Annotated in this window: 20 protein-coding genes; 8 read left to right on the top strand and 12 right to left on the bottom strand. The window is 70.7% G+C overall.

Annotated elements, in window-relative coordinates; translation table 11 throughout:
* Nucleotides 1-60: 60 nt before the first annotated feature.
* The 3 genes from J8M50_RS42905 to J8M50_RS42895 are packed head-to-tail and all read left to right on the top strand — an operon-like array spanning nt 61 to nt 4,331.
* Nucleotides 61-2,178 (top strand): endo-beta-N-acetylglucosaminidase, encoded by a 2,118-nt coding sequence (locus tag J8M50_RS42905; RefSeq protein WP_010352908.1) that lies wholly within the window; start codon nt 61-63, stop codon nt 2,176-2,178.
* An 11-nt stretch (nt 2,179-2,189) separates the two neighbouring features.
* A complete protein-coding gene (locus tag J8M50_RS42900; RefSeq protein WP_010352909.1) occupies nt 2,190-4,136 on the top strand; it encodes a glycoside hydrolase family 84 protein in 1,947 nt (648 codons plus the stop codon).
* 39 nt (nt 4,137-4,175) lie between these two features.
* On the top strand, nt 4,176-4,331 hold the full coding sequence (locus J8M50_RS42895) for a hypothetical protein (protein WP_158002789.1): 156 nt from the start codon (nt 4,176-4,178) through the stop codon (nt 4,329-4,331).
* An 18-nt stretch (nt 4,332-4,349) separates the two neighbouring features.
* Here J8M50_RS42895 and J8M50_RS42890 read toward each other — a convergent pair whose 3' ends face one another.
* The gene (locus tag J8M50_RS42890; protein WP_079187953.1) at nt 4,350-6,554 is read right to left on the bottom strand and encodes an ArnT family glycosyltransferase; all 2,205 of its coding nucleotides are present in this window, start codon (nt 6,552-6,554) and stop codon (nt 4,350-4,352) included.
* Between the two features lie 213 nt (nt 6,555-6,767).
* Here J8M50_RS42890 and J8M50_RS42885 point away from each other — a divergent pair, with 213 nt between their 5' ends.
* On the top strand, nt 6,768-7,061 hold the full coding sequence (locus tag J8M50_RS42885) for a carbohydrate-binding module family 14 protein (protein WP_010352911.1): 294 nt from the start codon (nt 6,768-6,770) through the stop codon (nt 7,059-7,061).
* Here the strand turns inward: J8M50_RS42885 and J8M50_RS42880 are convergent.
* Genes J8M50_RS42880 through J8M50_RS42870 form a run of 3 tightly spaced genes read right to left on the bottom strand, consistent with a single transcriptional unit; the run spans nt 7,058 to nt 10,352 of the window.
* Nucleotides 7,058-7,984: a Gfo/Idh/MocA family protein gene (locus J8M50_RS42880; RefSeq protein WP_010352912.1), complete on the bottom strand. Its 927-nt coding sequence runs from the start codon at nt 7,982-7,984 to the stop codon at nt 7,058-7,060. The genes J8M50_RS42885 and J8M50_RS42880 overlap by 4 nt on opposite strands.
* Nucleotides 7,985-7,986: 2 nt before the next feature.
* Nucleotides 7,987-9,078, bottom strand: coding sequence for a polysaccharide pyruvyl transferase family protein (locus J8M50_RS42875; protein WP_010352913.1), 1,092 nt, complete (start codon nt 9,076-9,078; stop codon nt 7,987-7,989).
* Entirely contained in the window at nt 9,075-10,352 is a 1,278-nt protein-coding gene (locus J8M50_RS42870; RefSeq protein ID WP_010352914.1) for a nucleotide disphospho-sugar-binding domain-containing protein, read from the bottom strand. Before J8M50_RS42870 ends, J8M50_RS42875 begins: the two co-directional genes overlap by 4 nt.
* A gap of 187 nt (nt 10,353-10,539) precedes the next feature.
* Between J8M50_RS42870 and J8M50_RS42865 the strand changes: the two genes are divergently transcribed.
* Both J8M50_RS42865 and J8M50_RS42860 read left to right on the top strand, forming a co-directional pair.
* The gene (locus J8M50_RS42865) at nt 10,540-11,469 is read left to right on the top strand and encodes an NAD-dependent epimerase/dehydratase family protein (RefSeq protein WP_010352915.1); all 930 of its coding nucleotides are present in this window, start codon (nt 10,540-10,542) and stop codon (nt 11,467-11,469) included.
* Entirely contained in the window at nt 11,457-12,806 is a 1,350-nt protein-coding gene (locus J8M50_RS42860; RefSeq protein WP_010352916.1) for an NDP-hexose 2,3-dehydratase family protein, read from the top strand. The genes J8M50_RS42865 and J8M50_RS42860 overlap by 13 nt, the downstream gene beginning before the upstream one ends.
* On the opposite strand, the gene J8M50_RS42855 is transcribed toward J8M50_RS42860, so the two are convergent.
* From J8M50_RS42855 to J8M50_RS42840, 4 genes are read right to left on the bottom strand one after another with little or no spacing between them, the layout of a single operon-like run.
* Nucleotides 12,766-13,209 (bottom strand): VOC family protein, encoded by a 444-nt coding sequence (locus J8M50_RS42855; protein ID WP_010352917.1) that lies wholly within the window; start codon nt 13,207-13,209, stop codon nt 12,766-12,768. The two genes, J8M50_RS42860 and J8M50_RS42855, sit on opposite strands and share 41 nt — an antisense overlap.
* Before the next feature lie 8 nt (nt 13,210-13,217).
* The gene (locus J8M50_RS42850; RefSeq protein WP_158002790.1) at nt 13,218-14,234 is read right to left on the bottom strand and encodes a Rieske 2Fe-2S domain-containing protein; all 1,017 of its coding nucleotides are present in this window, start codon (nt 14,232-14,234) and stop codon (nt 13,218-13,220) included.
* 5 nt (nt 14,235-14,239) lie between these two features.
* A complete protein-coding gene (locus tag J8M50_RS42845; protein WP_029183738.1) occupies nt 14,240-15,415 on the bottom strand; it encodes a cytochrome P450 in 1,176 nt (391 codons plus the stop codon).
* Nucleotides 15,412-16,236, bottom strand: a complete 825-nt coding sequence (locus J8M50_RS42840; RefSeq protein WP_010352920.1) for a class I SAM-dependent methyltransferase — start codon at nt 16,234-16,236, stop codon at nt 15,412-15,414. Before J8M50_RS42840 ends, J8M50_RS42845 begins: the two co-directional genes overlap by 4 nt.
* Before the next feature lie 169 nt (nt 16,237-16,405).
* Between J8M50_RS42840 and J8M50_RS42835 the strand changes: the two genes are divergently transcribed.
* Nucleotides 16,406-17,581, top strand: a complete 1,176-nt coding sequence (locus tag J8M50_RS42835; RefSeq protein WP_029183739.1) for a cytochrome P450 — start codon at nt 16,406-16,408, stop codon at nt 17,579-17,581.
* A 44-nt stretch (nt 17,582-17,625) separates the two neighbouring features.
* Here J8M50_RS42835 and J8M50_RS42830 read toward each other — a convergent pair whose 3' ends face one another.
* From J8M50_RS42830 to J8M50_RS42820, 3 genes are read right to left on the bottom strand one after another with little or no spacing between them, the layout of a single operon-like run.
* Nucleotides 17,626-19,032: a cytochrome P450 gene (locus J8M50_RS42830; protein ID WP_010352924.1), complete on the bottom strand. Its 1,407-nt coding sequence runs from the start codon at nt 19,030-19,032 to the stop codon at nt 17,626-17,628.
* Nucleotides 19,029-19,979, bottom strand: coding sequence for an SAM-dependent methyltransferase (locus tag J8M50_RS42825; protein WP_010352925.1), 951 nt, complete (start codon nt 19,977-19,979; stop codon nt 19,029-19,031). Before J8M50_RS42825 ends, J8M50_RS42830 begins: the two co-directional genes overlap by 4 nt.
* 40 nt (nt 19,980-20,019) lie before the next feature.
* On the bottom strand, nt 20,020-22,014 hold the full coding sequence (locus J8M50_RS42820; RefSeq protein ID WP_040836072.1) for a carbamoyltransferase family protein: 1,995 nt from the start codon (nt 22,012-22,014) through the stop codon (nt 20,020-20,022).
* 299 nt (nt 22,015-22,313) lie between these two features.
* On the opposite strand from J8M50_RS42820, the gene J8M50_RS42815 reads away from it, so the two are divergent.
* The gene (locus tag J8M50_RS42815) at nt 22,314-22,718 is read left to right on the top strand and encodes a VOC family protein (protein WP_010352928.1); all 405 of its coding nucleotides are present in this window, start codon (nt 22,314-22,316) and stop codon (nt 22,716-22,718) included.
* A 194-nt stretch (nt 22,719-22,912) separates the two neighbouring features.
* Here J8M50_RS42815 and J8M50_RS42810 read toward each other — a convergent pair whose 3' ends face one another.
* The gene (locus tag J8M50_RS42810; protein WP_010352929.1) at nt 22,913-23,398 is read right to left on the bottom strand and encodes an NUDIX hydrolase; all 486 of its coding nucleotides are present in this window, start codon (nt 23,396-23,398) and stop codon (nt 22,913-22,915) included.
* Nucleotides 23,399-23,564: the final 166 nt, after the last annotated feature.

Below are 23,564 nucleotides of genomic sequence, written 5' to 3'. Positions count from 1 at the left end.
TGCGACACGGACTTTAGCGCTTTAGTGTCGGCTCTCGCCTTACCGAGGAGAGGGGATTCCATGCCCGTCGACGCGTCAGGCCCGTTCTCCAGAGCCCTGCGGCGCCGCAGTCTTCTGCAAGCTGCCGGTGCCGGACTGCTGGCCACCGCCCTCCCCGCGACAGCCGCACACGCGCAGTCCCTCGCGGCGGCGGGCTTCGGCCCCGAACCTCCTTTGATGCACGGCTACTCCGGCCCGCAGATCAAGTCGTGGAGCCCGGACACCGACCGTCACGCCCGCTATCTGCGCTCCCGCGTCCCCCTCGCGACGCGCATCGCCCCCTTCGAGCCGACCCAGTCCCGCCGGGGCCTGGACCCCCGCCCTCGGCTGGCGGTCCTCGCCAACGACTACGTCCAGCCGAGCTGGGAGACCGAGGGCTACCCGTACGGCCCGGTCGCCGAGGCGTACGCGCTGCGCTTCTGGCAGTACCCCGACCTGTACGCCTCCTGGCACGGCCTCCCGCTGGACGGCCGCCACACCGAACCCAACCCGCCCTACGGCCTGTTGAACCTCCCCAACCCGGGCTACACGGATGCCGCGCACCGCAACGGCGTGCTGAGCCTGGGGTGTTGGTTCTGGCCGCGCCCGGAGAACTTCGCGGACATCGTCGAGAAGACCCCGCAGGGCACGTTCCCTCTCGCGGACCAACTCATCGCGATGGCGGGCTACTTCGGCTTCGACGGGTACTTCATCAACCAGGAGGCCACCATCACGGCGGCCCAGGCGAAGCTCCTGATGGAGATGCTCGCCTATCTCGCCCGCAAGGCCCCGGCCGGCTTCCACCTCCAGTGGTACGACTCCCTCACGGTCGACGGCCGGATCTCCTACCAGAACGAGTTCAATTCGGTGAACTCCCCCTGGATCGTGTCCGGCGGACAGCCCGTCAACAGCAGCGTGTTCCTCAACTACTGGTGGAGTTCGGCCAAGATCCAGGCGTCCCGCGCCCACGCGCAGTCCCTGGGCCTCGACCCGTTCCAAGTCGTCTACGCGGGCAGCGAGATCGGCATGTACCGCTTCGCCCAGCCCTACGACCCGCGCGCGATCTTCCCCGACGGCGGTGAGCCGCGCACGAGTTGGGCGTTCCTCGGCTCCGAGATGGTCTGGTACACGGTCGACGGCGACAAGACCACCCTCGCGAAGCAGGCGCCGGTCTACGCCCGTGAACGCCAACTGTGGTGCGGGCCCGCTGAGGACCCCTCGCGCACCGGCCGCACCCGGCAGCCCAGCAGCGGCAGCCCGCTCGACCCGGCGGGCTGGGACGGCACCGCCCACAACATCGTCGAGAAGTCGGTGATCGGCCAACTCCCGTTCGTCACAAGGTTCTGCACCGGCACGGGCGAGCGGTTCTTCGTGGACGGCGTGCAGGTCGGCGACCGGCCGTGGTTCGACATCGGTGTCCAGGACCTGTTGCCGACCTGGCAGTGGTGGGTCCGCGACGGCGCGGGCGCTGCGAGTACGGCGGTCCGCGCGGACTACGACCACACGGTCGCGTACGACGGCGGCAACTCCCTGCGGCTGACCGGCGCTCTCGGGGCGTCCGCGTCGGCTGTCGTGCGCCTCTACAAGACGCGGCTGCCGCTCACCTCGGCGTCGACTGCCTCGCTGGTGCACCGGGGTTCGACCGGGACGGCGGCGCTGCGGCTGGGGCTGGTGTTCGAGGACGCTCCCGCCGAGGTGGTGTGGATCAACGCCGGTTCGGTGTCCGGGAGTTGGACGCGGTGGACCGGCAACCTCGGGGCGTGGGCGGGCCGTACGGTCGTCGCCGTACACGTCTCACTGCTGGCCGGGACCGGTGGCGCCTCCGGAATCGCCGTGAACCTGGGCGAGTTGCGGATCGCGGACTCGGGGCCCGATCCGGCGCCGGAGTGTCCGACCGGGTTCGCCGTCGAGCGGGCGGTGACGGCCGGGGACTCCGCGAGTGTCTATCTGACCTGGGATTTCGTGCCGTCCGAGGTGGCTCGGTACGACATTTTCCGGCGCACTTCCGAGGGGCGGCGGTGGCTGGGGCGGACGTACGACGGCGCGTACTGCGTATCACCGTTGGACCGGGGCGGTGACTCGGTGACGACGCTCGAACTGGAGGCGGTGTCCGTGACCGGACGCCGCAGCTGTGCCGCCTCGACCTCGCTGACCTGGTAGAAGGGAACGGCATGGGCCTCAGGCTGACCGTCGCCGCGCTCGTGGTGTCCTGCGTGTTCGCCACTTCCCCACCGGCGTCCGCGACCGACGCCGCGTCCCCAACAGATGTCGCACTCCCCCAAGTCACCCCGCAGCCCCAGCAGTTGACAGCCAACGGCACCCTCCTGACCGTCCCACCCCGCGTCCACATCCGCACCGCCGGACAGCAGGACCTTCCCACCCACGACCTCGTCGTCTCCACCCTCCGCGCAGCAGGCGCCACGGACATCGACGAAGCCCCCTTGCCTGCAACGGGAGTTGACCCGGCCGACCTCACCGTGGTGATCGGCGGCATCCAGGACACCCGCGTCGCCGACGCCCTGCGCGCGGCCGGCGGACAGGTCCCGGCCACCCTCCCCGCCGAGGGCTACGCACTCGCCTCCCGCGCAGCACCCGGCGGCGGTTCCATAATCCTCGCGGGCGCCGACGCGAGCGGCATGTACTACGCCGCGCAGACCCTGCGCCAACTCGCCTCCGGCACAAGCCTCGCGGCCGTCTCCGTCGTCGACCATCCGCTCATGCCGCTGCGCGGCGCGATCGAGGGCTTCTACGGCAGCCCGTGGACCCACGCGGAACGCCTCGACCAACTCGCCTTCTACGGCGCGCTGAAGATGAACACGTACCTGTACGCCCCGAAGGACGACCCGTACCACCGCGAGCGCTGGCGCGACCCGTACCCTCCCCAACTCCTCGCCCAGCTCGGCGAGTTGGTACGCCAGGCGACCGACCACCACGTCCGCTTCACCTTCGCCCTCTCCCCCGGCGTCTCCATCTGCTACAGCTCGGCCGCCGACCGCACGGCCCTGGAGGCCAAACTCCAGGCCGTGTACGACCTCGGCGTGCGCAGCTTCTCCGTCCCGCTCGACGACATCAGCTACACGCGCTGGAACTGCACGGCCGACCAGACCGCGTACGGCGCGCCCTCGCAGCAGTCGGCGGCACGGGCGCAGGTCGGTCTGCTCAACGCCCTGCAAGGGCAGTTCCTCGCCGCCCGCCCCGGAACCCAGCCGCTCCAGATGGTCCCGACCGAGTACGGCGACGTCACGGACACCCCCTACAAGAAGACGATCCGCGAGCAACTGGACACCCGCGTCGAGGTGATGTGGACGGGCACCGACACCGTCCCGCCCCGCATCACCGTCCAGGACGCGTCGCGCGCGGCGGCGGTGTGGGGCCGCAAGGTGTTCCTGTGGGACAACTACCCCGTCAACGACTACGGCCAGGCCGAGGGCCGTCTCCTCCTGGCCCCGTACTCCGCACGCGAACCGGGCCTGCACGCCCAGCTGTCGGGCCTGGTCCTCAACCCCATGAACCAGGCGGCGGCCAGCAAGGTGGCTCTCTTCGGGGGCGCCGACTTCGCCTGGAACGACACGAGTTACGACGCCCAGCGGGCATGGCGGGCAGCCGCCGCGTACCTCTCGAACGGCAACCCCTCCACCGTAGAGGCCCTCTTGGCGTTCTTCGACGTCGAGCACCTGGCGCCAACGTTCGGTGCGTCGCCCTGGCAACCCCAAGCCCCCCAACTGGCGGCGAAACTCAGCGAGTTACGCACAGCCTGGGCATCCGGCGCCAAGGACTCCGCCCTACGCGCCCTCCGCCCGTACGCCCAACTCCTCACCGCCACCCCGGACCGCATCACAACAGGCGTGACAGACCCGGGTTTTGTCGCCGACTGCACCCCTTGGCTGAACGCCCTCCGCCTCTGGGGCCCGGCCTTCGAACGCACCCTGGACGCCCTGACGGCCCGCCTCTCCGCCAACGAGCCCGAAGCTCAACGCCTGTTCACCGAGGCATCCAGCCTCGCCACTCGCGCGGGCGCCATCCAGACGATCCCCGGCGAGACCCGCCCACAGGGCCCGGTACGGGTCGCGGACGGGGTCCTGGACACGTTCCTGACGGAGGCGCGCTCCCTGCGATAAGCGGCACGTCACACGTCGTCCCGGTAGGTACCCCCGGCCGTGCGGTACGGCGGGCGTACGACGCGGCGACCCCACCCTCGTCAACTGGAGCTGGTGTTCGTCGTCGGCGCGTACGTCATGCAGGCCATGGTGTACAACGCGTTCGGCGTGGACCTGGACGAGGGGATGGGCGACGGCGGGATACCGGTCACCTGAACTCGCCCTGGCCCGAACTCAGTTGCCGCAGCGGTACAGCGTCTCGCCGGTGTCCGTGCCCCCGTAGGCGGAGGCCGGTACGAGGGTGCAGGCAGACTGTACCCACGCCGTGATCCGGGTGGCGGTCGTCGTACCGGACCCGGCCCCGCCGAAGCCTCGACCGCCGCCCACCAGGACGTACCGCAGCTCACCCGCCCCCACGAGCCGCCGGAACCCCGCCTCGGTCGGGAACGGCACCCGGCCGCTGAACCCGCCGACCGGCAGCACGTGGGCGCCGGTGGCGAGGATGTACGGGGACGCGGTGCTCCAGTTCGTGGTGGCGAAGGTGTACGACGCGGAGCCCTGGTGGGCGGTCGTGTAGGCGAGCAACTCCCGCTGGGAGGCGGTGAGTCCACCGTTCGAGCCGAAGCCGAAGCCTCCGGCAGGTACGGCGTCCTCCATAAGTCCGCCTGTACGCCCACCCGTACGCCCACCCGTACGTCCGTCTCCGCGCGTGCGCCCGCCCGTGCCGCCACCCCACCGCAGCCGGTCCGTCCGGCCGCCCGCCGACACGAAGGTCCCCGACGCCCCGCGCGTGTCGGACGGCCCGACCGCGCCCATACCGGTACTGCGGTACGAGGGGTTGAACACCTGCGCCACCCACGCACCCGGCGCGATCAGTACGGCGGCGAGGGCGGTGGCGAGCCCGGCGAGAGCGAGGCGCCCGCCGAATCGCCCGCCCGACAGCCCCCCGAACCTCCCCGGCCGCCCTCCAGGACGCGCCACCGCCAGCAGGAGAACGGCCGCCGCGCCCAGCATCGCCACGACCGGCGCCAGCCACGGCAGGAACGAGCTGAACTCCCCCGCGAGATACGTGCTCCACACGGTCGTGGCCGCCACCGCCCCCGGCAACGCCCAAGCCCGCCGCCCACCGGCCCGGTACGCCCGCCACAACACGACGGTCCCGCCACCCGTCAACGCGGCCAGCGGTACCGCGATCACCCCCATGTAGTACGTGTGACCCCCCACGCTCCCCGCGCTGAAGACCAGGAAGAACGTCGCCAGCCAGGTCCCCCAGAGCAGGAACCCTGCACGCAGCCCGTCGGTACGCGGCCGTCCCCGGCTCCACAGCAGCCCGCATACGACACACAGGGCGGCGAACGGATACAGCCACCCGGTCTGCGAGGCGAGCGAGGTCCCGAACATCTTCGCCCAGCCGTCCTGCCCCTGACCCGGGCCCTGACCCTGACCCGGCCCCCTCCCCTGAGCGCCACCACCGAAAGCACCGGCATCTGCACGCGCACCCGCAGACGCCATCCCCTCACCGCCCCGCTGAGCACCCCCCTCCCGATGCCCACCCCCCTGAGTCCCGCTCACACTCCCCGTAGAAGCCGCACTGACCCCCAACGAGGAGAACCGGTTCAGGAAGTTGTACCCGACCACCATGCTGAACGCGGAGTTGTCCGTCGTCCCGTCCACATAGGGCCGATCCTTCGCCGGCACCAACGTCACCGCCACCATCCACGACACCGACACAGCGGCCATCACCACACCGGACACCCCAAGGTGAACCACCCTGCGCCGCAAGGGAATCGGCGCCGACACCAGATACACGACGGCCAGCGCGGGCAGCACCGCCCACGCCTCCAGCATCTTGCTCTGGAACCCGACCCCGACCCACACCCCCGCGACGACCAGCGTCCGCATCCGCCCGTCCCGCGCGGCCCGCTGCGTCGCCTCAGCCGCGAGCAGCACGCACAGCGTGAACGCCGGGTCCTCGACAGCCGTACGGAACAACCCGACCGAGACCGGCGTCAGCAGGAAGGCCGTGCAGGCGACGAGTGCCGCGTTCGCGCCCGCCCAGCGGGACACGAGCCGGTGCAGCACGAGCACGCTCGCCATGCCCTCGATCACCTGCGGAAGGACCAGCGCCCACGGATGGAATCCGAAGACACGTGCGGACAGCGCCTGTGGCCAGAGGAATCCGGGGAGTTTGTCGAGCGTGATCGAATTCCCGGGGTCGAAAGAGCCGTAGAAGAACGCTTTCCAGTTCTCCGACATGCTGCGCGCGGCATCGGCGTAGAACGCGTGGTACGAACTGTGGTCGATTCCCCACGTGTAGAGCACGGCGGCGAGCACGAGGAGGCCCAGCAGCGCCGGTCGCGCGTAGGAGGGCTGGTCGGAGGGGGAGCGCCAGGGTGCACGCCATGAGGGCGCGGTCGGCGCGGGGACTGTCGTAGCCATGCACAGCAGTGTTCGTTACGCGCCGCGCCGACCCTCCCGAATCAGCCCCCTCCAAGAGAATTCTCATCGTCTGGAGGACCGCACTTTAATTACGAGGGACGCTTTTCAACCTGTGCGGGGAATTTCATTGCCTGTCGATCGACAGGACCAGACACAGGATTCGCACAGCCGCAAACGACGTGTCGCCCGGTGCGGGCGGTTCGTTGTCCCGGCATGAAGATCCGTGCCCTCTGTGCCACAGTCGCCGCGACCGCCGGCGCCCTCGCGTTCGTGCTGGGAACCGCCTCGCCGTCGTCCGCGCTGCCGAGCGACTACTGCTACGGCGCCCCGGACGGCCTCTACTCCTACCCCGGAGTCGTGGAGCTCTACGTCGAGTGCAGAGCGGGGGTGGCCGTGCTCCAATCCTGCCCGTCGGGCCTGAACTTCAACGCGCACGGCCGATACTGCGACTGGCCCACCAGCGCCGACCCGGGCTATCAGCTCTTCCCGCCCAACTACCGGCCCTAAGCCCTGACTGCGGCGCGCACGAGCCGCCCGAGCGCACGCGCGTCGCTCAGCACGGCAGCGTCGAACTCCCTGGACGCCGTACGGACGGCGCCCAGTACGGCGTCCAGGAACAACGCCATACTGTCGGCGGGCGGCACCCGCAGCACCCGCTCCCCGTCACCGTCCCGCACCGAGACCGCCGTCTCCAGCCCCGGCGGCATCGAGAAGGGCCGCTCGACGTCAACTGCCGCCCGCGCGCTGAGCAGTTGGAGCGTGTTCTGGTAGACGGTGGTGAACCCGAAGTGCCCGACGACGGTCCGCCCGCCCGGATACTGCCCGAGCACGCTGTACGACGACATGGCCCCGTCCTCCGTCACGACGCTCAGCTCCTCCGGCTCCAGCCCCCACAACACCCGCCCCAGAGACGCGAGATAGGGCCCGGTGTCGAGCAGCGCCCCGCCACCGCGTACGGCATCGTGCCGGAAGTCCCCCGCCGGCACCGGCGGCGTGAAGACGGCCACCGCCTTGGTCGCGTCCACCGCGAACTCCCGGACGACGGAGAACATCGGGTGGAACGCGTAACAGGTCGCCTCGGCCAGCACGAGCGACGACCGCCGCGCCAGCTCCACCAACTCCGCGACGCCGTAAGGGTCGTAGAGCGCGGGCTTGTCGACGACGACGTGCCAGCCCCGCTCCAGCGCTTCCCGTACGGCGGCGGCGTGCTCGGCGTTGACGAGCGACACGTACGCCAGCCCCGGCGGGCACTCCGCAAGGGCCTTGCGCCAATCCCCGTACAGCGCCCGCGACTTGGGCAACCCGGCCACGTCGTCCGGCGTCGCATGGCGGCTCGCGATGTCGACGGCGGTGATGCCCGGCAGGCTCGCGGCGGCGGGCAGCACCCTGCGCCGGGCGAACGAGGAGAGGCCGATGAGCAGGAGGTCCATCGTCAGCTCCGTCCGTACACGCGCTCGGCGACGGCCAGCTTGGCGGCGCGCAGTTCCGCCAGCCGATCCCCGCTGAAACCACCGGAGTCGGGCGGCGGAGGGATCTCGGGCACGCGCACCAGCCCCCACCCGGACCCGGCGTCGATCAACGACTGATGCTTGGTCCCGTAGTACCCGTCTCCCACGACCAGCCCCACTCCGTACGCACCCGCGGCAGCCGCCACCAGGTGCGGATGGAACCGCGTCCCGAGCCACCGCTGACCGGCCCGTGCGGGCAGCCCGTTCGCGAGGACGTCGTCGAGACCGTAACGGCGCACCCCGGGCACCTCTTTCTCGACGGCGTCGAGCACGTCCCGGTCCTTCTCCGGCGAGCACTCCAGCAGCCCGACGTCCGTGGCATCCCACGAACGCAGCACCTCGGCGACGTAACGGGCCGTGTCCTCGGGCGAGTTGTCGGCCAGCAGCGACTGGACGCTCACCATGACCTCCGGCATCTCCCCTTCCGTACGCAGGAGTTGGGGCCCCATTCCGAGGAACACGTCGTCGCAGTAGGCATCTTGGGGTGCGAGTCCCGCGAACTCGGCGGACGCCGCGTCCCGTACGTCGACGACGTCGAAGCGGTCGAGGAAGGACCGGGTCAGCCCGCTGTCGTCGGCCGGAGGCCACAGCCCCTGCCCGGTCGCCGCCGTCCGCGCCCCACTCGCCTCCGCGACGGTCACGATGCCCGCCGGGAGCCCGGCGAAGTACGGCCAGATCGCGTTGAGGTAGCCGCCGCCCGCGAGGTGGATCACCTGGGCCCCGTACAGATCCGCGAGGCCCGGGTCCCGGACCGCGTCCGTCACCCACGCGCAGACGACGGCCGGATCGTCCTCGGGCCACAGGCTCAGGCACAGGTTCCACAGCGTGTTCGTGAAGCGGGCGCGCGGGTGGATGCCGTCGAGGTGGGCGGCGGCGGTCTCGGGGTAGAGGCAGTCGACGACGACGTCGGTCGCGGGGGCCGTCCCGGCGAGGTGGCGCAGCCAGGTCGCCGCGATGACTTCGTCGCCGTAGTTGGGGATCCCGGCCGGGCAGACGAGGTAGTGGGCGCCGGTCATGAGGCGCGGTGGAGCGCGGTCAGCTCCTCCAGGCGGGGCACGCAGGCCGTCGGCGGCGGGTCGGCGGTCAGATCGTCGTACAGCAGCTCGGCCCCTTCCTGGAAGCCGGGTTCTTCGAGGACGCGCACGAGCGCCTTGCGCAGGGCCTCCCCGTCGAGCCCGGCCAGGTCGAGCGCGAGTCCGGCGCCGTACGCGGTGACCTGGCGCGCGGTGGCCGCCTCGTCCCACAGGGGCTGCGGTACGACGATCTGCGGAACCCGGCAGGCGGCGGCCGTGGCGAAGGTGCCGCGCCCGCCCTGGTGGACGATCGCGGAGCAGGACGGAAGAAGGTGGTCGAAGGGAACGTATCCGACGGGCCGGACGTTGGCGGGGTACGGGGCGAGGTCGGAGAGCTGGTCGGTCGTCAGAGTGACGAGGAGGTCGATGTCGAGATCTGAAGAAGCGCGCAGGAAGTCGCCGAGCGGGAACGCGGTCTCGTGGCAGCGGATCTCCTGCCGGGTCATGCCGAGGGTGAGGACGACCCGGGGGCGGGCCGGGGGTTCGTGGAGCCAGGGGGTGAGTTCGGCGGGTCCGCCGTAGGGGATGCGGCGGACGGGGACGGTCGTGCCGTGCGCGGGGTAGGGGTGGGGGCGGTTCAGGTCGACGGACCAGTCCCCGAGCAGGGTCGCGGCGGTGAACTCCAGGCCGTACGGGGCGAGCAGCCGGCCGAGCCAGTCGGCGCCGGGGTCGGTCGCCGGGTCCGCGTCGGTCTCCGGGTCCGTTTCGAGGAGGCGGTCGCGGAGCAGGGCGACGGTGTCCGTGCCCCAGAGCAGCCGGCCGTGGGCGGCGCCGCAGAGGCGGGCGGCGACCGGCGCGGGGAACATGAGCATGTCCCACAGGACGAGGTCGGGCCGCCAGGCGCCGGTGAACGCGACGAGTTTCCGCAGCAGGCCATGGCGTTCGCCGAGGGGGACGTCCGGCGCGTACACCTCCGTGCACAGGAACCGCAGCGCTTCGTGGAAGCGGTCCCACTCCCGGGGGTCGTCGGAGTCGGGGTCCAGGGCCAGGAACCCGGACTCGTTGTGGGCTCCGGGGCGTACGGGCGAGATGTCGCCCTCGCCGCCGAGCGGTACGGCGGTGAGTCCCGCCTCCTCGATGTGCCGGGCCGCCTCGCGCTCCGGGCCCCAGTCGCCGGTGACCACGACCTCGTGTCCGGCGGCGCGCAGGGCCCAGGCGAGCGGGATCACCGCGTTGAGGTGCGCTTTCACGGGCAGGACCGCCAGGACTACGCGCATGCGGGGCTCCAAGGGGGTGCGGGGGTGCCGCCAGCCTTTCCCGGGGCCGGGTCCGGTCGTACATCCGTATAGGCCGATCGAGTTCACATCGGGTTCCCGGCTACGGCACTTGGGTTAACCCGTGCGCTCCCGCGGGGTCCCTGTGCTCCGAACGGACAACGGATGGGTGGGTCGAGGAGAGGACCGGATGACCATGACTTCACTCACGCGGGTCGCCGTCGTAGGCGCCGGATTCCTGGGGAGCGCGCTCGCCTTCGGGGCCGTGGACCGGGGGTGGGACGTCACCGTGATCGGGCGTTCCGATCCGTACGCGCTGCGCGGGCGGGACCCGCTGCGGTTCGTGCGGGGCGACGGGGCCGAGGAGTTGCCGGCCGTCCTCGCCCGCGGTGTCGACTCGGTCGTCATCGCCGCCGGGGGCCGCTTCCCGGTCCCCTCGGCGGACGAGCCGGAGGCCGATGTGGTGGAGACCCTGTCGCTGATCGTCACCGTCTGCGAGACGGTCCGCACCCTCAGCCCCGCCACCCACGTCGTGTTCCTCTCCTCGGCGGGCGGCGTCTACGCGCCGGGCCCCGGGCCGCGCACCGAGTCCCATCCCGCGCGCCCCGTCTCCCCGTACGGCATGTCGCGGCTGGCGGCCGAGGAGTACCTCGACTTCTACCGCCGGGTGCACGGCCTGCCGGCGACCGCGCTGCGCTGTTCCAACGTGTACGGCCGGCTGCTGCCGGAGTCGCGGGGGCAGGGCGTGGTGTCGGCGGCGTTCCGCTGCGCGCTGACCGGGAAGGCGTTCGTGCTGCACGGGACCGGTGAACAGCGCCGGGACTTCCTGCACGTGGACGACCTCGTCCTGGCCGTCCTCGAACTGCTCGCCCTGCGCGGGGAGTTGCCGGGGACCGTCAACATCGGCTCCGGCGTGGGGTGTTCGGTCGCCGAGGTGGTCGACCTGGTGTCCGCCGCGACGGAGCGGCACATCCCCGTCGAGACGGGACCGAGTTCCGGGACCGACACCGGTGATCTGATCGTGGACGCGTCGCTGCTGCGCTCCCTCGTCGACTTCGACCCGCTGCCCCCGGCCGCCGGATTCGCCCTGATGGCACGGGAGTTGGCATGTCGGTTCTGATCAGCGGCGCCCGGGACTTCCTGTCCTCGGTGCGTACGGCCGAGAGCCCGCTGACGCCGGACCCGGAAGCCTTCCTGCGCGAACGCGCCGCCGCGTCCGCGTTCCGGGTGGAGCAGGTTCCGCTGGACTCCCTCACGAACTGGCGCCTCGGGCATCAACTCGGCCATGTCTCGGGCCGGTTCTTCACGGTCGAGGGGCTGTCCGTGCGCACGACCTTCGGTACGACGCCCCGGTGGTGCCAGCCGGTCATCGTGCAGCCCGACATCGGGATCCTCGGCATCCTGGTCAAGCGCATCGACGGCGTCCACCACTTCCTGATGCAGGCCAAGATGGAGCCCGGCAACACGGCGCTGGTCCAGTACTCCGCGACCGTGCAGGCGACGCCCAGCAACTACGAGCGGGTGCACGGCGGGAGGTCGACGCCGTACCTGGACTACTTCCTGCGCCCCGGCTCGCGCCCGGTCGTCTTCGACCAACTCCTGTCCGAGCATTCCTCCTGGTACCTCTACAAGAGGAACCGCAACATGATCGTGGAGATCCCTGAGCACGAAGAGGTGCCGGTCGGGGAGGAGTTCACCTGGCTGACGCTGGGGCAGTTGCGGCGGATGCTCGCGCTGGGCGACCGGGTGAACATGAACGCGCGGACCGTGCTCTCCACCATCACTTACGCCGGACCACCGGACACGGACGTCGTCCGGTCGCATCAGCGGCAGACCTCGGACGGTGACGTCGCGGCGGCGATGACCTGGCTCATCGACCAGAAGGCGCGGTTCGATCTGGACGTGCGGCGCATCAGCCTGCGTGACATGCCGGGCTGGATCTGCGACGGGCACAGCGTCCGGCACGAGGAGGGCCGTTACTTCCAGATCGTCGGCCTGTCCGTCGGGGCGACCAGCCGCGAGGTGACCTCCTGGACTCAGCCGATGCTGCGGCCCAACCCCGGCAACGTCGCCGCGTTCGTCTGCCAACTCCGCGACGGGACACTCCAGTTCCTGGTCCAGGCGATGGCCCAGCCGGGTGCCACGGACCGGGTGGAGCTGGCCCCGACGGTCCAGCTGACGCCGGGCACGTACCGGGGGCTGGCCGATCTGCCGCCGCTGGCCGAGTTGTTGGACCGCGATCCGTCGTGGACGGTCCTCGACAGCGTGCAGTCCGAGGACGGCGGGCGTTTCCAGAACGCCGACACACGGCACCTCGTCGTCCGGGTCCCCGACGATCTGACGGTCGAGGCGCCGCCCAACTACCGTTGGATGACGTTGGGGTTGCTCAACCGGCTGATGCGGATGGGGTATTACGTCAATGTGGAGACGCGGAGTCTGATGGCCTGCCTGCTGTGAGGTTCCCGGCCAACTCGCTCGCCTGGAAAGCCGTGTTGTCGTGGATGCCGATGACGTACCCGTCGATGTCCCGGAAGTAGAAGACGCGTTGGCCCACGTCGTCCGTCAACGGGCCTTTGAGGATCTCGGCCTTGCGGGCGACGCGGTCGTGGAAGGCGTCGAAGTCGTCGACGGTCAGATAGAGCATCCCGGCGAGGCCGATGGGCGTATCGGCGAGCGGGGGCAGCCACTCCTTGAGGTCGGCGTTGCTGTAGAGCAGGCCGCAGAACTCGCCCTGGTGCAGCAGGAGATGGACGTCGTCGCCGGGGCGCGCGATCGTGGAGTCCACCTGGAATCCGAGGGACTCGTAGAAGGCGATGCTGGCGGCGGTGTCCCGGACGCTGATGCATGTCGTGAACGGCATGGGTACTCCTACTGCTCGGCGGGGTAGAACTGCTCGGCCCACTTCCGGTACTTGCCGATCGGCCCGTCCCCGGCGGCCAGGCGCGGCGTGCGCCGGTACGCCTGGTACTGCCACACCGGCAGGTCCGGGAGGCTGCCGGTGGCGTGGACGGCGTAGAAGACCTCCCGCAGGAGGCGCGCGCCCAGGGTGCCCAGCGGGCCGTACGAGCCGGTCGTCGCCGTCGCCGCGAACCGGAACTGGGTCCGCCAGGGGCCGACCGGGGTGGGCAGGGCGAAGAACCTGGTGCGGGCGGCGCCGAAGGGCAGGGCACATTCGATGACGGTCAGGCCGAGGCCGTGGACGGCGAACGTGTACTCCGTCTCGACCCGTCCGATGCGCGGGAGTGTGCTGACGACCTGGAATCCGCCCGTGCAGCTGGGGCCGTCGAACGCCACGTCCGGTGTCCTCGCGAGGGTCGCGCCGTGTAGCTGTTCCAGGTGGCCGAAGTCGATGACGTTCTCGGTCATCTGCTGCGGGTGGCTCGCGACCTCGTACATCGTCCCGCGCGGGCGCTGCCAGCCGTCGGCCGGGATCGCCGGGGGTTCCCAGGACGGGGGTTCCTGGCCGTGCCACACGAGGACGAGGCCGCCACTCTCGCGCACGTGCAGCGTACCGAGCGTGGCGCGGGGCGCGGGGTGTTTGTACGAGGTGCGCAGGCAGGGGCCGTCGAGGCTGAACGTGAACCGGTGGAATCCGCAGGTGATCTCGTCGCCGGAGACCTCGCCCAGGACGCCGAGGTGCGCGCCGAGGTGGGGGCAGTGGGGGTGCAGGGCGCGCAGGACGCCGCTCGCGCCTCGGGCGAGGACGACGTCCGCGTCCGCGAGGCGGCGGGTGAGGAGGGCGCCGGGGCGGATCTCGTGGCTGAGGGCGAGGCAGAACCAGCCGTCGGGGTGGGGCAGGGGGGCCACTTCGTCGAAGGTGGCAGGTGTCGCCCCCGCGCCGTGCCGGAACAGCTTCAGATGCCGGCGTCCGAGGAGAAGCGCCACGCCCGTCACCACCGCACCGGCAGCTCGGCCAGCCCGCCGGTCAAGGTGTTCTGGCGCATCGTCAACTCATCGGGTTCCACGGCCAGTTCCAGCGTCGGGAACCGTCTCGCCAACTGCCCCAGCACCACCCCGAGTTCGATCCGCGCCACCGGCGCCCCCTGGCAGTACCGGCCCCCGTGACCGAACGTGACGTGCCCCGCCGCCCGGCGCGTGATGTCGAGCCGGTGCGGGTCCGGAAAGACGCAAGGGTCATGGTTGGCCGAGCTGTTGGCGAGCAGGACGAGGTCACCGGCGCGGACGGCCGTGCCGTCGATGTCCAGGTCCTCGCGCGCGTACCGGGGAATGCCGCCGCCCGTCCCCTTCACCGAGGCGCGGAGCAGTTCCTCGACCGCGCCGGGGATCAGCGAGGGGTCGTCCACCAGCGCCCGCCACTGCTCCGGGTTCGTCAGCAACAGCAGGACGCCCAGGCCGATATGGACGACGGTCGTCTCGTGCCCGGCGAACAGCAGGGCCATCGACAGCCCGGCGATCTCGTCGTCCGGGACGCCCTCGGTCGCGACCAGCCGGGAGATCACGTCGTCGCCGGGTTCGGCACGCTTGCGGGCGACCAACTCGCGGCCGTACCCGAAGAGTTCGAGCATCCCCCGCTCGCAGCTCGCCGGGTCGCCGAGGGTGGCGGCGGCGTCGGTCCAGGCGCGGAAGCGGTCGCGGTCCTCGTAGGGGACGCCGAGGAGTTCGCAGATGACGAGGATCGGCAGCGGGACGGCGAGTGTGGCGTGCAGGTCGACCGGGGGGCCGTGCTCGGCGAGGTCGTCCAGCAGGCGCGCGGTCAAGGTCTCGACGCGGGGTGTGAGGTCCCGCATGATCCGGGGGGAGAAGTGCGGGCGCAGCAGGGAGCGGATGCGGGCGTGGTCGGCGGCCTCGGTGGCGAAGTCGCCGAGCAGGCCGTTGAAGAGGGTCTCGTCCGTGCGCGCGGCGGTCTCGGGGGTGGGGTGAGTGCGGCCGAGCCGGTCGTCGTCCAGCAGGTTCCGGACGTGCTCGTGGCCGGTGACCAGCCAGGCCGGGTCGCCCATCGCCGTACGGACCCGGTGCACCGTTCCCTGGTCCTGGAGTTCGCGCAGCCGGGCCGCCATCCGTAGCGGGTCCCCTTGTTCGAAGGGGAGTTGGGTCACGGTGGTCATGCGAGGGGGCGTCGGGCGACGACCAGGAGGTAACCGAGCAGGGCGGGGTCGATCACGGCCTGCGGGTCGAAGTAGCAGCGGGCTTCGGTGTCGTCGGGCGGGATGTCCAACGCCCGTGCGCGTTCGGCGAGTTCGGTGAACGACCGGGGAACGGTCTCGTCGGTGATGTCCAGCATCTCCACGAACTCCAGTCCCGCCGACCGCAGAAGGGCCGGATAGTCGTCGAGTCGCGCGCTGGTCGAGCCCATCGTCTCGTGCAGGGCGCGGGCGCCGTCCGAGGGTGCGGGACGGCGGAAGAAGTCGGTGAGGACGACCCGCCCGCCGGGACGCAGGACGCGCCTCACCTCCCGTAGGACGTGCGGCCGGTCGGGCATGTGCGGCATGGATTCGAGGGCGAAGGCCGCGTCGAACGAGTCGTCTTCGTACGGCAGTTGCATGGCGTCCGCCTGTTCGAAGGCGACCTGCCCCGGGAGCTGGGCGGCCAACTGCCGGGCGCGGGCGACCTGTTCGCCGCTGACGGAGATGCCGACGATCTCCGCACCGGTCCGGCGCGCGATCCGTACCGCCGGGGCGCCCACCCCGCAGCCGACGTCCAACAGCCGGGATCCGGCGCCGATGCGCAGGCGGTCGGTCATGACGTCGGTGAGCCGGTCGGTGGCCTCGTCGTAGGTGAGCGCGCTGTCCGGGGTGTCCCAGTACCCGAGGTGGGCGTTGAAGCCGTCGCCCCCGACGAGGTCGGCGGCGAGCAGGGTCATGCGGTCGTACATCCGGCCGACCTCCTCGGCCACGGGGGCGGGGGTCGTCACGGGGTCTGTCGTCATCTGGTCCTCCTCGGGTGCCTGAACTCTGTTTCCGTCGGCCCTCGCACGAAACGCATCCCGCCGGGAGAGGCACCGTTCGAGGGAAATGCTGACGCCGTATGGGTACTTCGCGGAGAGCGGGCGGCGCACGAGCGGGGAACGTCCCGTCACCCACGCGAAAGAGGTCCCGATGCCCGAGCCCCTCGACTACCCCTTCAACGAAGGGCACAGCCTGGAACTGTCCGACCGGTACGAGGAGGCACTCGCGGACGACGGGCTGCGGCGCGTACGACTGCCGTACGGCGAACCCGCCTGGCTCGCCACCCGGTACGCGGACGTCCGTACCGTCCTCGGCAATCCCCGCTTCAGCCGCGCCGCCTGCGCCGTCAACGACGAACCCCGCGAGGCCGAACTCCAGGTCAACCAGGGGATGATGGCGATGGACCCGCCGGACCACACCCGCCTGCGGCGGCTCCTCTCGAAGGCGTTCACCGTGCAGCGCATCGAGCGGATGCGGCCCCAGGTACGGGAGTTGACGGAGCGCCTGCTCGCCGACATGGTCGCCGCCGGTCCGCCCGCCGACCTCGTGGAGTCCCTCGCGCTGCCGCTCCCCGTCACGGTGATCTGCCGGATGCTCGGCGTACCCGAGGCCGACCAGCATCTGTTCCGTACCTGGAGCGACAACACGGTGTCCAGCGCGGTCGGCGCGCAGGAGGCCGAAGCCAGCCGCCGGGACTTCCACGCCTACATGTCCGGCCTCGTCGCCGAACGCCGGGAGCGGCCGGGGGACGATCTGATGTCGGCGCTGATCGCGGCGCGGGACGACGAAGACCGGTTGTCCGAGGCGGAGTTGTTCGAGCAGTGCGTGGGGCTGCTGATCGCGGGCCACGAGACGACGGCCACCTCGGTGCCGAATTTCCTGTACACGCTCCTCCAACACCCCGACCAGCTGCGGCGGTTGCGCGAGGACCTCGCGCTGATCCCGTCCGCCGTCGAGGAGTTGCTCCGGTACGTCCCGCTGCGCACCGGCGCACTCGCCGCCCGCTGGGCCACCGAGGACGTCCATGTCGGCGGGACGCTGGTCCTTGAGGGCGAGCCGGTGGTCGTCTCGGTCGGCTCGGCGAACCGGGACGCGCGGCGGTTCGCCGAGCCCGGTGTCCTCGACCTCGACCGGACGGGGAACCAGCATGTGGCGTTCGGGTACGGCGTCCACTACTGCCCCGGCTCGGCGTTGGCCCGGCTGGAGATCCAAGAGGCGTTGCGGGGGCTGCTGTTGGGGTTGCCGGGGCTGCGTCTGGCGGGGGACGTGGAGTGGAAGACGCGGATGTCGTTGAGGGGGGTGCGGCGGATGCCGGTGGAGTGGTGAGCGGTGGGGGGTGAGGGGGTTGGGGGCCGGGGGCGGCGTACGGATCACCTCGGGTCCGCGTATTCCGACGGATCTCGATTGCCCGGCCACTCGGCGTTCCCCAACTTCTCCTGGTTGCCCGACCGCTCCCGCAGGGACATCGGCAGCGAGCGTGGCGTGGAGGACAGCCGGGGTGCCATCCGCGCGTGTGCCCCCGGCAGCGGGTCGAGTTGCCAGCGGGCCACGATCGACGCCAGCGCGAGGGTCGCCTCCGTGAGCGCGAAGACCTCGCCGATGCACTTGCGCGCGCCGCTGCCGAACGGCGTGAACACCCCGCGCGGCGGCCGTCCTTCGCCCTCGCGCCAGCGGTCGGGGTCGAAGCGTTCGGGGTCGGGGAAGAGGTCGGCGCGGTGGTGCACGATGTGCGGGCTGTAGATGACGATCGAGCCGGCCGGGAGCCGGTGCCCCGCCAACTCGGCGGCCCTGGTGGTGACTCGGGTGAACAGCCAGCCCGGCGGGTACAGACGCAGCGTCTCCATGACGACCCTGCGGGTCACGTCCAGGCGCGGGATGTCGTCGTGCACGGCGACCCGCCCGGCGAGGACGGTATCCACCTCGGCGTGCAACTCCTCCCGGACGGCGGGGTGTCGGCCGAGCAGGTACAGCGCCCAGGACAGCAGGGGCGCGGTGGTCTCGCTGCCGCCGAGGTAGAACGTGAAGACCTGGTCGTGGAGTTCGTCCTCGGTGAGGCCGTTCCCGTCGTCGTCGCGGACCGCGAGCAGGATCGACAGCAGGTCACCGTGATCGACGCCCGCACGCCGGTAGTCGTCGGTGAGCTGCGCGACGTACTGCCGCAGGCGTGAACGGGCCCTGACGAAACGGCGGTTGCCCGGCGTCGGCAGCCGGTTCAGGACCGACCAGGGCAGCAGCATCCGGCGCATCATGCCGGTCATCACGTCGTGCATGCACAGCCGCAGCTCCCCGAACGTCTCGTCGTCGAGTTCGGCGGCGAACAGGGTGCGGGTCGCGAGGTTCGCGGTGAGTTCGTTCATCGTGGCGAGGACGTCGAGTTCACGGCCCTCGGTCCAGCCCTGGAGCATCGCGGTGATCTCCGAGGACATCACCTTCGCGTAGCCGGGCAGGCGTTCGCGGTGGAAGGCGGGCTGGAGCAGCCTTCGTTGCCGCCGGTGGTCCTTGTGCGGACAGGTCGCGAGGCCGTTCCCGGCGATCGTCCGTACGAGGTCGAAGATCGCGCCGCCCTTGTCGTACGTCCGGTCGTCGACCAGCACCTGATGGACCAGGTCGGGATCGCACAGCACGTGGAAGGGGACCGGGCCGAGCTTGATCCGGACGAGGTCGCCGTGCGCGGGCAGGGACGCGAGGAAGGCGAGGGGGTGTCTGCCGAGGGGGAGCGCGTGCCCGAGGACGGGGAGCGCGCCGGGGGCGGGGGCGACTCGTACGGGGGTGGTCATGCTCGGGGGGCCGTGTCGGGGGCGGGTGCCGGGGCTTGTGCGCCTGCACGGTCGTATTCATGTGACCCGGCGCCTTCGTCCATACGCTTCCGCGCCACCCAGCACCCCATGATCACCTTCCCCTCCACGCACCCGTCCCGCAGCGCGGGCAGCGACCGCGCGAGCAGGTTCTCGAACCCGTCCGCCGTCAGGTCCGGCCGCTCGTCCCCCGCCGCGTCCGAACCCGGCGCGGCAGGCGTCCAGTTGGGTCCGATGTCGCCGTGGTCGTCGTACCGGGACACCGACTCGACCTCGAACCCGGCCTCCTCCAGGTACCCCTTCAGCTCGCCGAACGGGATGACGTGCGGGATCGCGAAGCCCTGGCACATCGGCTCCACCCAGCGCGCGTACTCCGCCTCGGAGAGACCGTCGGCGCAGAACCAGTCCGCGCCGACGAAGGCCCCGCCGGGCCGCAGCACCTTCGCGATCCCGGCGTACACCTGCCGCTTGTCCGGCGCGTAGCAGAGCGCCTCGATGGAGAAGACGCCGTCGAACTCCCCTGCGCCGAAAGGCAGGTTCATCGCATCCGCCTCGACGAACGTGAGCCGCTCGGTGCCGGCGTGCAGCGAGCGGGCCACGCGTACCTGGTGGCCGCAGATGTTGACGCCGGTCACCTCGGCCCCGGTGTGCGCGGCGACGGTCGCGGCGGGGCCGCCGATGCCGCAGCCGACGTCGAGGAGTCGGTCACCGGCGGTGAAGCGTGCCTGGTCGGCGAGCCAGCGCTGCATCGTGTGCTGGGCGTCGTGGAGCTGCTGTCCCTCGGTGAACCAGGCGAGGTGGAAGGAGTCGGACCAGACGTCCCGGCAGACGTCGGTGACCTGTTCGTAGTACCGGTCGACGACGCGGGCGTAGTGGTGCTCCCGGTCCTCGGGGGTCCTCACCAGCTCCAGGTACTCGGCGTTGCGCATGCGGTTGCCTTTCGGGTGTCGTTCAGGAGGCTGGTGGCGTTCAGGGGGCCGGTGTCTTCGGAGAAGCCGGGGCGAGGGTGAAGAAACGTTGCTGCCACAGGGCGTGCAGTTCGGACCGGATCGCGTCGGTGAGCGGCCCGACCGGGCTCGTGCCGTCCGCCTTCTCCAGCACCGCGAACAGCTCGGGGGACACGGCGGCCCGGGGTCCGGTGGCGTAGTCGAGGAGGATCTCGTGGCTGACGGCGCCCTCCGCCACCGTCCTGACCAGCCTGGTCACGGGGCGGAACGTCAGCACGAGGTCGTCGAGGCCGGCCATGAACCCCGGGCGTCTGCGGACCAGGAGGTCATCGACGACGGCGCAGTCCAGCTCGGTCGTCAGCAGGCACGTCAGTACGTCCTGCACGCTCTGCACGATCGGTTCTGCGTTGTTGTTCATCGACGTGTTGAGCAGCACCGGCGTACCCGTGAGCGCGCCGAAGCGGCTGATCAAGCGGTGGACGCGCTCGTTCGCCTCCGGGTCGACGATCTGGACGCGGGCCGTGCCGTCGACGTGGGTGACCGCGCCGAGGTGCTCGCGGTGTTCGGGGCGCACGCTCACGACGTACGACATGAAGTCGTGGTGCGCGGTGGTGTCGGTGAGGTCGAAGTACGTGTCGGCGGCCTCGGGGACGACCATCGGCGCGAACGGCCGGAAGCTCTCCCGTTTCTTGATCATCGCGTTGATCCGGGTGCGGTTCCCGGCGGGTCGCGGGTCGGCGAGGATGCTGCGGTGGCCGAGTGCGCGGGGCCCGAACTCCGAGCGCCCGTACGCCCATCCGACGACGGCGCCCCCGGCGAGCAGGCGGGCGGTGGTCTCGACGACGTCGGCGGGCCGCTCGTACTCCACGAGCCCGCTCCACGCGCGGACCGTCTCCTCCACGGCGTCCGCGCTGCCGAGGCCGGGCCCGAGGCTCGCGCCGCGCATCCGCTCCTTGAGGCGTACCGTCCCGGACAGCGCCTCCTGCGCGAGCAGCGCGGCACCTTCGGCGGTGCCCGCGTCGTGGGAGGCGGGGTGCACGAACATCTCGGTGAACAGGCCCGAGCGCAGGACGGCGCCGTTGAGACTGCAGTTGTGGGCGACGCCGCCGCTGAACACGAGCTTGGTGTGCCGGGTGGTGCGGCGCCAGTGCGTCAGCACGTGCAGGACGATCCGCTCCAGCATTTCCTGGAGTCCGGCGGCGAAATCCTTGTGGTGCTGTTCCAGTGGTCCGTTCGAACGCCGGGGCGGCATTCCGCAGGAGAAGAACGTGTTGCTGACGTATTCGAAGGCGAGGGCGTGGGGCGGGAATTCGTAATCGCCGTCCGGTCCGAGCGTGTACATCGAGTCGAACACCGGACGGTATACGGCGGGGTCTCCGTACGGCGCAAGTCCCATCACCTTGTACTCGTCGCCGAACCTGAATCCCAGGTGTCTCGTGGCATTCAGGTAGAGGAGGCCCAGCGATTTGTGCATCGCGAACTTGGTGAGGATCTCCAACTCGCCGCCGGTGGCGCCGAACACAGTCCCGGAGGAATCCTCGCCCATGCCGTCGAGGACGACGACGAGGGCCTCCGACATTCCGGAGCGCACGAGGCCGGAGACGGCGTGGGCGCGGTGGTGCGAGGCGTGGAACAGCTTCTCGTCGGGAAGGTCCCAGGCCAGCGCCTCCTTGAGGCGGTCCTTGATGAGCCGGCGTGAATAGCACAGCGGGACGGCGGGGTTGTCGGCGTAGAGGCCGTTGAGCATCAGGTCGAGGTACTGCTCGGGAAAGTAGTAGCCGACCCCGTCGATGTCCGCCGGGGTCGCTCCGGCGATCTCCAGGCAGGCCCGAACGGCGTTGCCGGGGAATTTGGTTGTGTGTTTGATCCGGTTGAGCCGTTCCTCTTCGACCGCCGCGATCAGCACGCCGTCCTGGACGAGGGCGGCAGCGGCGTCATGGTACATGTACTCGCGCAGACCGGGCACGATATCGGAGTTCTCGGGAGAGAAGTTTCCGTTCAAACCGATCGTCAGCATGTTCGACAACGTAGTGGCGTGGAACACGCCTCTGCAATTCGAACAAGGAGGGATCGGACAGCTGTACACGTTCGGCCGAACGTGTGTGGAAATCCCGTCGCGGGGACGGTAGTCGCGAGGCGGACGGTCGTCGTGTGGCTTTCGTGGCGTTGGGGAGGAGAGGTCTGCTTTTCGGACAATTTTCCCTGTGGCGTCCCCTCGGCGGATAGCCTGGACCGTGTCGGCGCACGTGCGTCCGGGGGGACACCTGTCGGCGCCCCTCCCCTGCCCCGACCCCGTCAGCGGAGAGGAAAGTGACCATGCAGGTACTGCCCCACGTGGACTTCTTCGGGCGTTGCGAGGAGGCCGTCGAGTTCTACAAGTCCGCCCTCGGCGCGGAGGTCGAGGTCCTGCACCGCTACAGCGACCTGCCGGAGTTCCACAACGTGCCCGACGAGTTGGGGCACAAGGTGCTCCTGGCCACGCTGAAGATCGGTGAGGGCCGCCTGACCTGCGGTGACGTGATGCTGGAGCCGATCCGGTACGGGGGTTACTCAATCCTCCTCGTCCTCGACTCCGTGGAGGAGGCCGAGCGGCTGTCGACCGCGCTGACGCACGGCGAGGGCGAGGTCCACTTCGAGATGACCGAGACGGCGCAGGAGGACCAGGCCCACGGGGTGTTCGACCAGTTCGGGGTCCGCTGGTACTTCCACGTCAAGACCTGAGCGGCCGGGGGCGGCGGACCGCGTACGTCGGGGCCTGCCGCCCCCTGCTCAACTCTCCGGCGGGAACACGGACTTGCCCGTCCGCGCGTCCGCGACGGAGATCGCCTCGATCGGGCAGTTCAGGCCTCGCCTCCGGACGCCTCCTGACAGGTCATGAAGGTCATCGGCGCCAAGTCCCTCGGCGTGGACGGCGGTTACAGCGCCTGAGCGGGGTTCTCGAACCAGGTAGGACCGTCGCCCGCCTGGGCCTGCTTGATGCGGGAGACCGCGAACTCGGGCAGCTCGGGCAGGTCGTCCACGGCGAACCAGCCGACTTCGAGGGACTCGTCGTCGTTCACACGGGCCTCGCCGCCGGTCGCGCGGCAGCGGATCGTGATGTCCATGAACTGGACGTTGTCGCCGTTGGGGTAGGTGTGCTCCTCCAACGCCTGGACGAGGACGACGCGTTCGGCGACGCAGTGCACCGCCGTCTCCTCGTACACCTCCCGTACCGCGCACACGGCGGGCTGTTCGCCGGGGTCGGGGATGCCGCCGATGACCGACCACTCGCCGGTGTCCGAGCGGCGTCCGAGGAGCACCCGGCCCTCGTCGTCGAAGACGATGGCGGTGACCCCGGGAAGCCACAGCAGCTGGTGTCCGGCGGAGGCCCGGATCGCGCGGATGAACTCAGGAGTTGCCATGCCTCGACCCTAACCGGCCGATCTTGGTGGACCGGCCGGTGTCGGACGCAGTACGCCGGATGTACGGCCGCAGGTCACCGGCGCGCGGAGCGCAGCACACGCCCCGACAAAGCGCACCCACGCGCCGGGCGCACATCCGTCACGTACAACACCCGGCAAGCGCCCG

Source organism: Streptomyces acidiscabies (assembly GCF_020010905.1).
Taxonomy (GTDB): Bacteria; Actinomycetota; Actinomycetes; order Streptomycetales; family Streptomycetaceae; genus Streptomyces; species Streptomyces acidiscabies.
Note: the sequence above shows the minus strand (reverse complement) of the source record. Positions and strands in the feature narration are given on the sequence as shown.

Excerpts from the sequence above, each read along its gene's own strand:
- J8M50_RS42905 (WP_010352908.1), top strand. The coding sequence starts at position 61 with ATGCCCGTCGACGCGTCAGGCCCGTTCTCCAGAGCCCTGCGGCGCCGC.
- J8M50_RS42900 (WP_010352909.1), top strand. The coding sequence starts at position 2,190 with ATGGGCCTCAGGCTGACCGTCGCCGCGCTCGTGGTGTCCTGCGTGTTC.
- J8M50_RS42890 (WP_079187953.1), bottom strand. The coding sequence starts at position 6,554 with ATGGCTACGACAGTCCCCGCGCCGACCGCGCCCTCATGGCGTGCACCC.
- J8M50_RS42885 (WP_010352911.1), top strand. The coding sequence starts at position 6,768 with ATGAAGATCCGTGCCCTCTGTGCCACAGTCGCCGCGACCGCCGGCGCC.
- J8M50_RS42880 (WP_010352912.1), bottom strand. The coding sequence starts at position 7,984 with ATGGACCTCCTGCTCATCGGCCTCTCCTCGTTCGCCCGGCGCAGGGTG.
- J8M50_RS42875 (WP_010352913.1), bottom strand. The coding sequence starts at position 9,078 with ATGACCGGCGCCCACTACCTCGTCTGCCCGGCCGGGATCCCCAACTAC.
- J8M50_RS42870 (WP_010352914.1), bottom strand. The coding sequence starts at position 10,352 with ATGCGCGTAGTCCTGGCGGTCCTGCCCGTGAAAGCGCACCTCAACGCG.
- J8M50_RS42865 (WP_010352915.1), top strand. The coding sequence starts at position 10,540 with ATGACCATGACTTCACTCACGCGGGTCGCCGTCGTAGGCGCCGGATTC.
- J8M50_RS42860 (WP_010352916.1), top strand. The coding sequence starts at position 11,457 with ATGTCGGTTCTGATCAGCGGCGCCCGGGACTTCCTGTCCTCGGTGCGT.
- J8M50_RS42855 (WP_010352917.1), bottom strand. The coding sequence starts at position 13,209 with ATGCCGTTCACGACATGCATCAGCGTCCGGGACACCGCCGCCAGCATC.
- J8M50_RS42845 (WP_029183738.1), bottom strand. The coding sequence starts at position 15,415 with ATGACCACCGTGACCCAACTCCCCTTCGAACAAGGGGACCCGCTACGG.
- J8M50_RS42840 (WP_010352920.1), bottom strand. The coding sequence starts at position 16,236 with ATGACGACAGACCCCGTGACGACCCCCGCCCCCGTGGCCGAGGAGGTC.
- J8M50_RS42835 (WP_029183739.1), top strand. The coding sequence starts at position 16,406 with ATGCCCGAGCCCCTCGACTACCCCTTCAACGAAGGGCACAGCCTGGAA.
- J8M50_RS42830 (WP_010352924.1), bottom strand. The coding sequence starts at position 19,032 with ATGACCACCCCCGTACGAGTCGCCCCCGCCCCCGGCGCGCTCCCCGTC.
- J8M50_RS42825 (WP_010352925.1), bottom strand. The coding sequence starts at position 19,979 with ATGCGCAACGCCGAGTACCTGGAGCTGGTGAGGACCCCCGAGGACCGG.
- J8M50_RS42820 (WP_040836072.1), bottom strand. The coding sequence starts at position 22,014 with ATGCTGACGATCGGTTTGAACGGAAACTTCTCTCCCGAGAACTCCGAT.
- J8M50_RS42815 (WP_010352928.1), top strand. The coding sequence starts at position 22,314 with ATGCAGGTACTGCCCCACGTGGACTTCTTCGGGCGTTGCGAGGAGGCC.
- J8M50_RS42810 (WP_010352929.1), bottom strand. The coding sequence starts at position 23,398 with ATGGCAACTCCTGAGTTCATCCGCGCGATCCGGGCCTCCGCCGGACAC.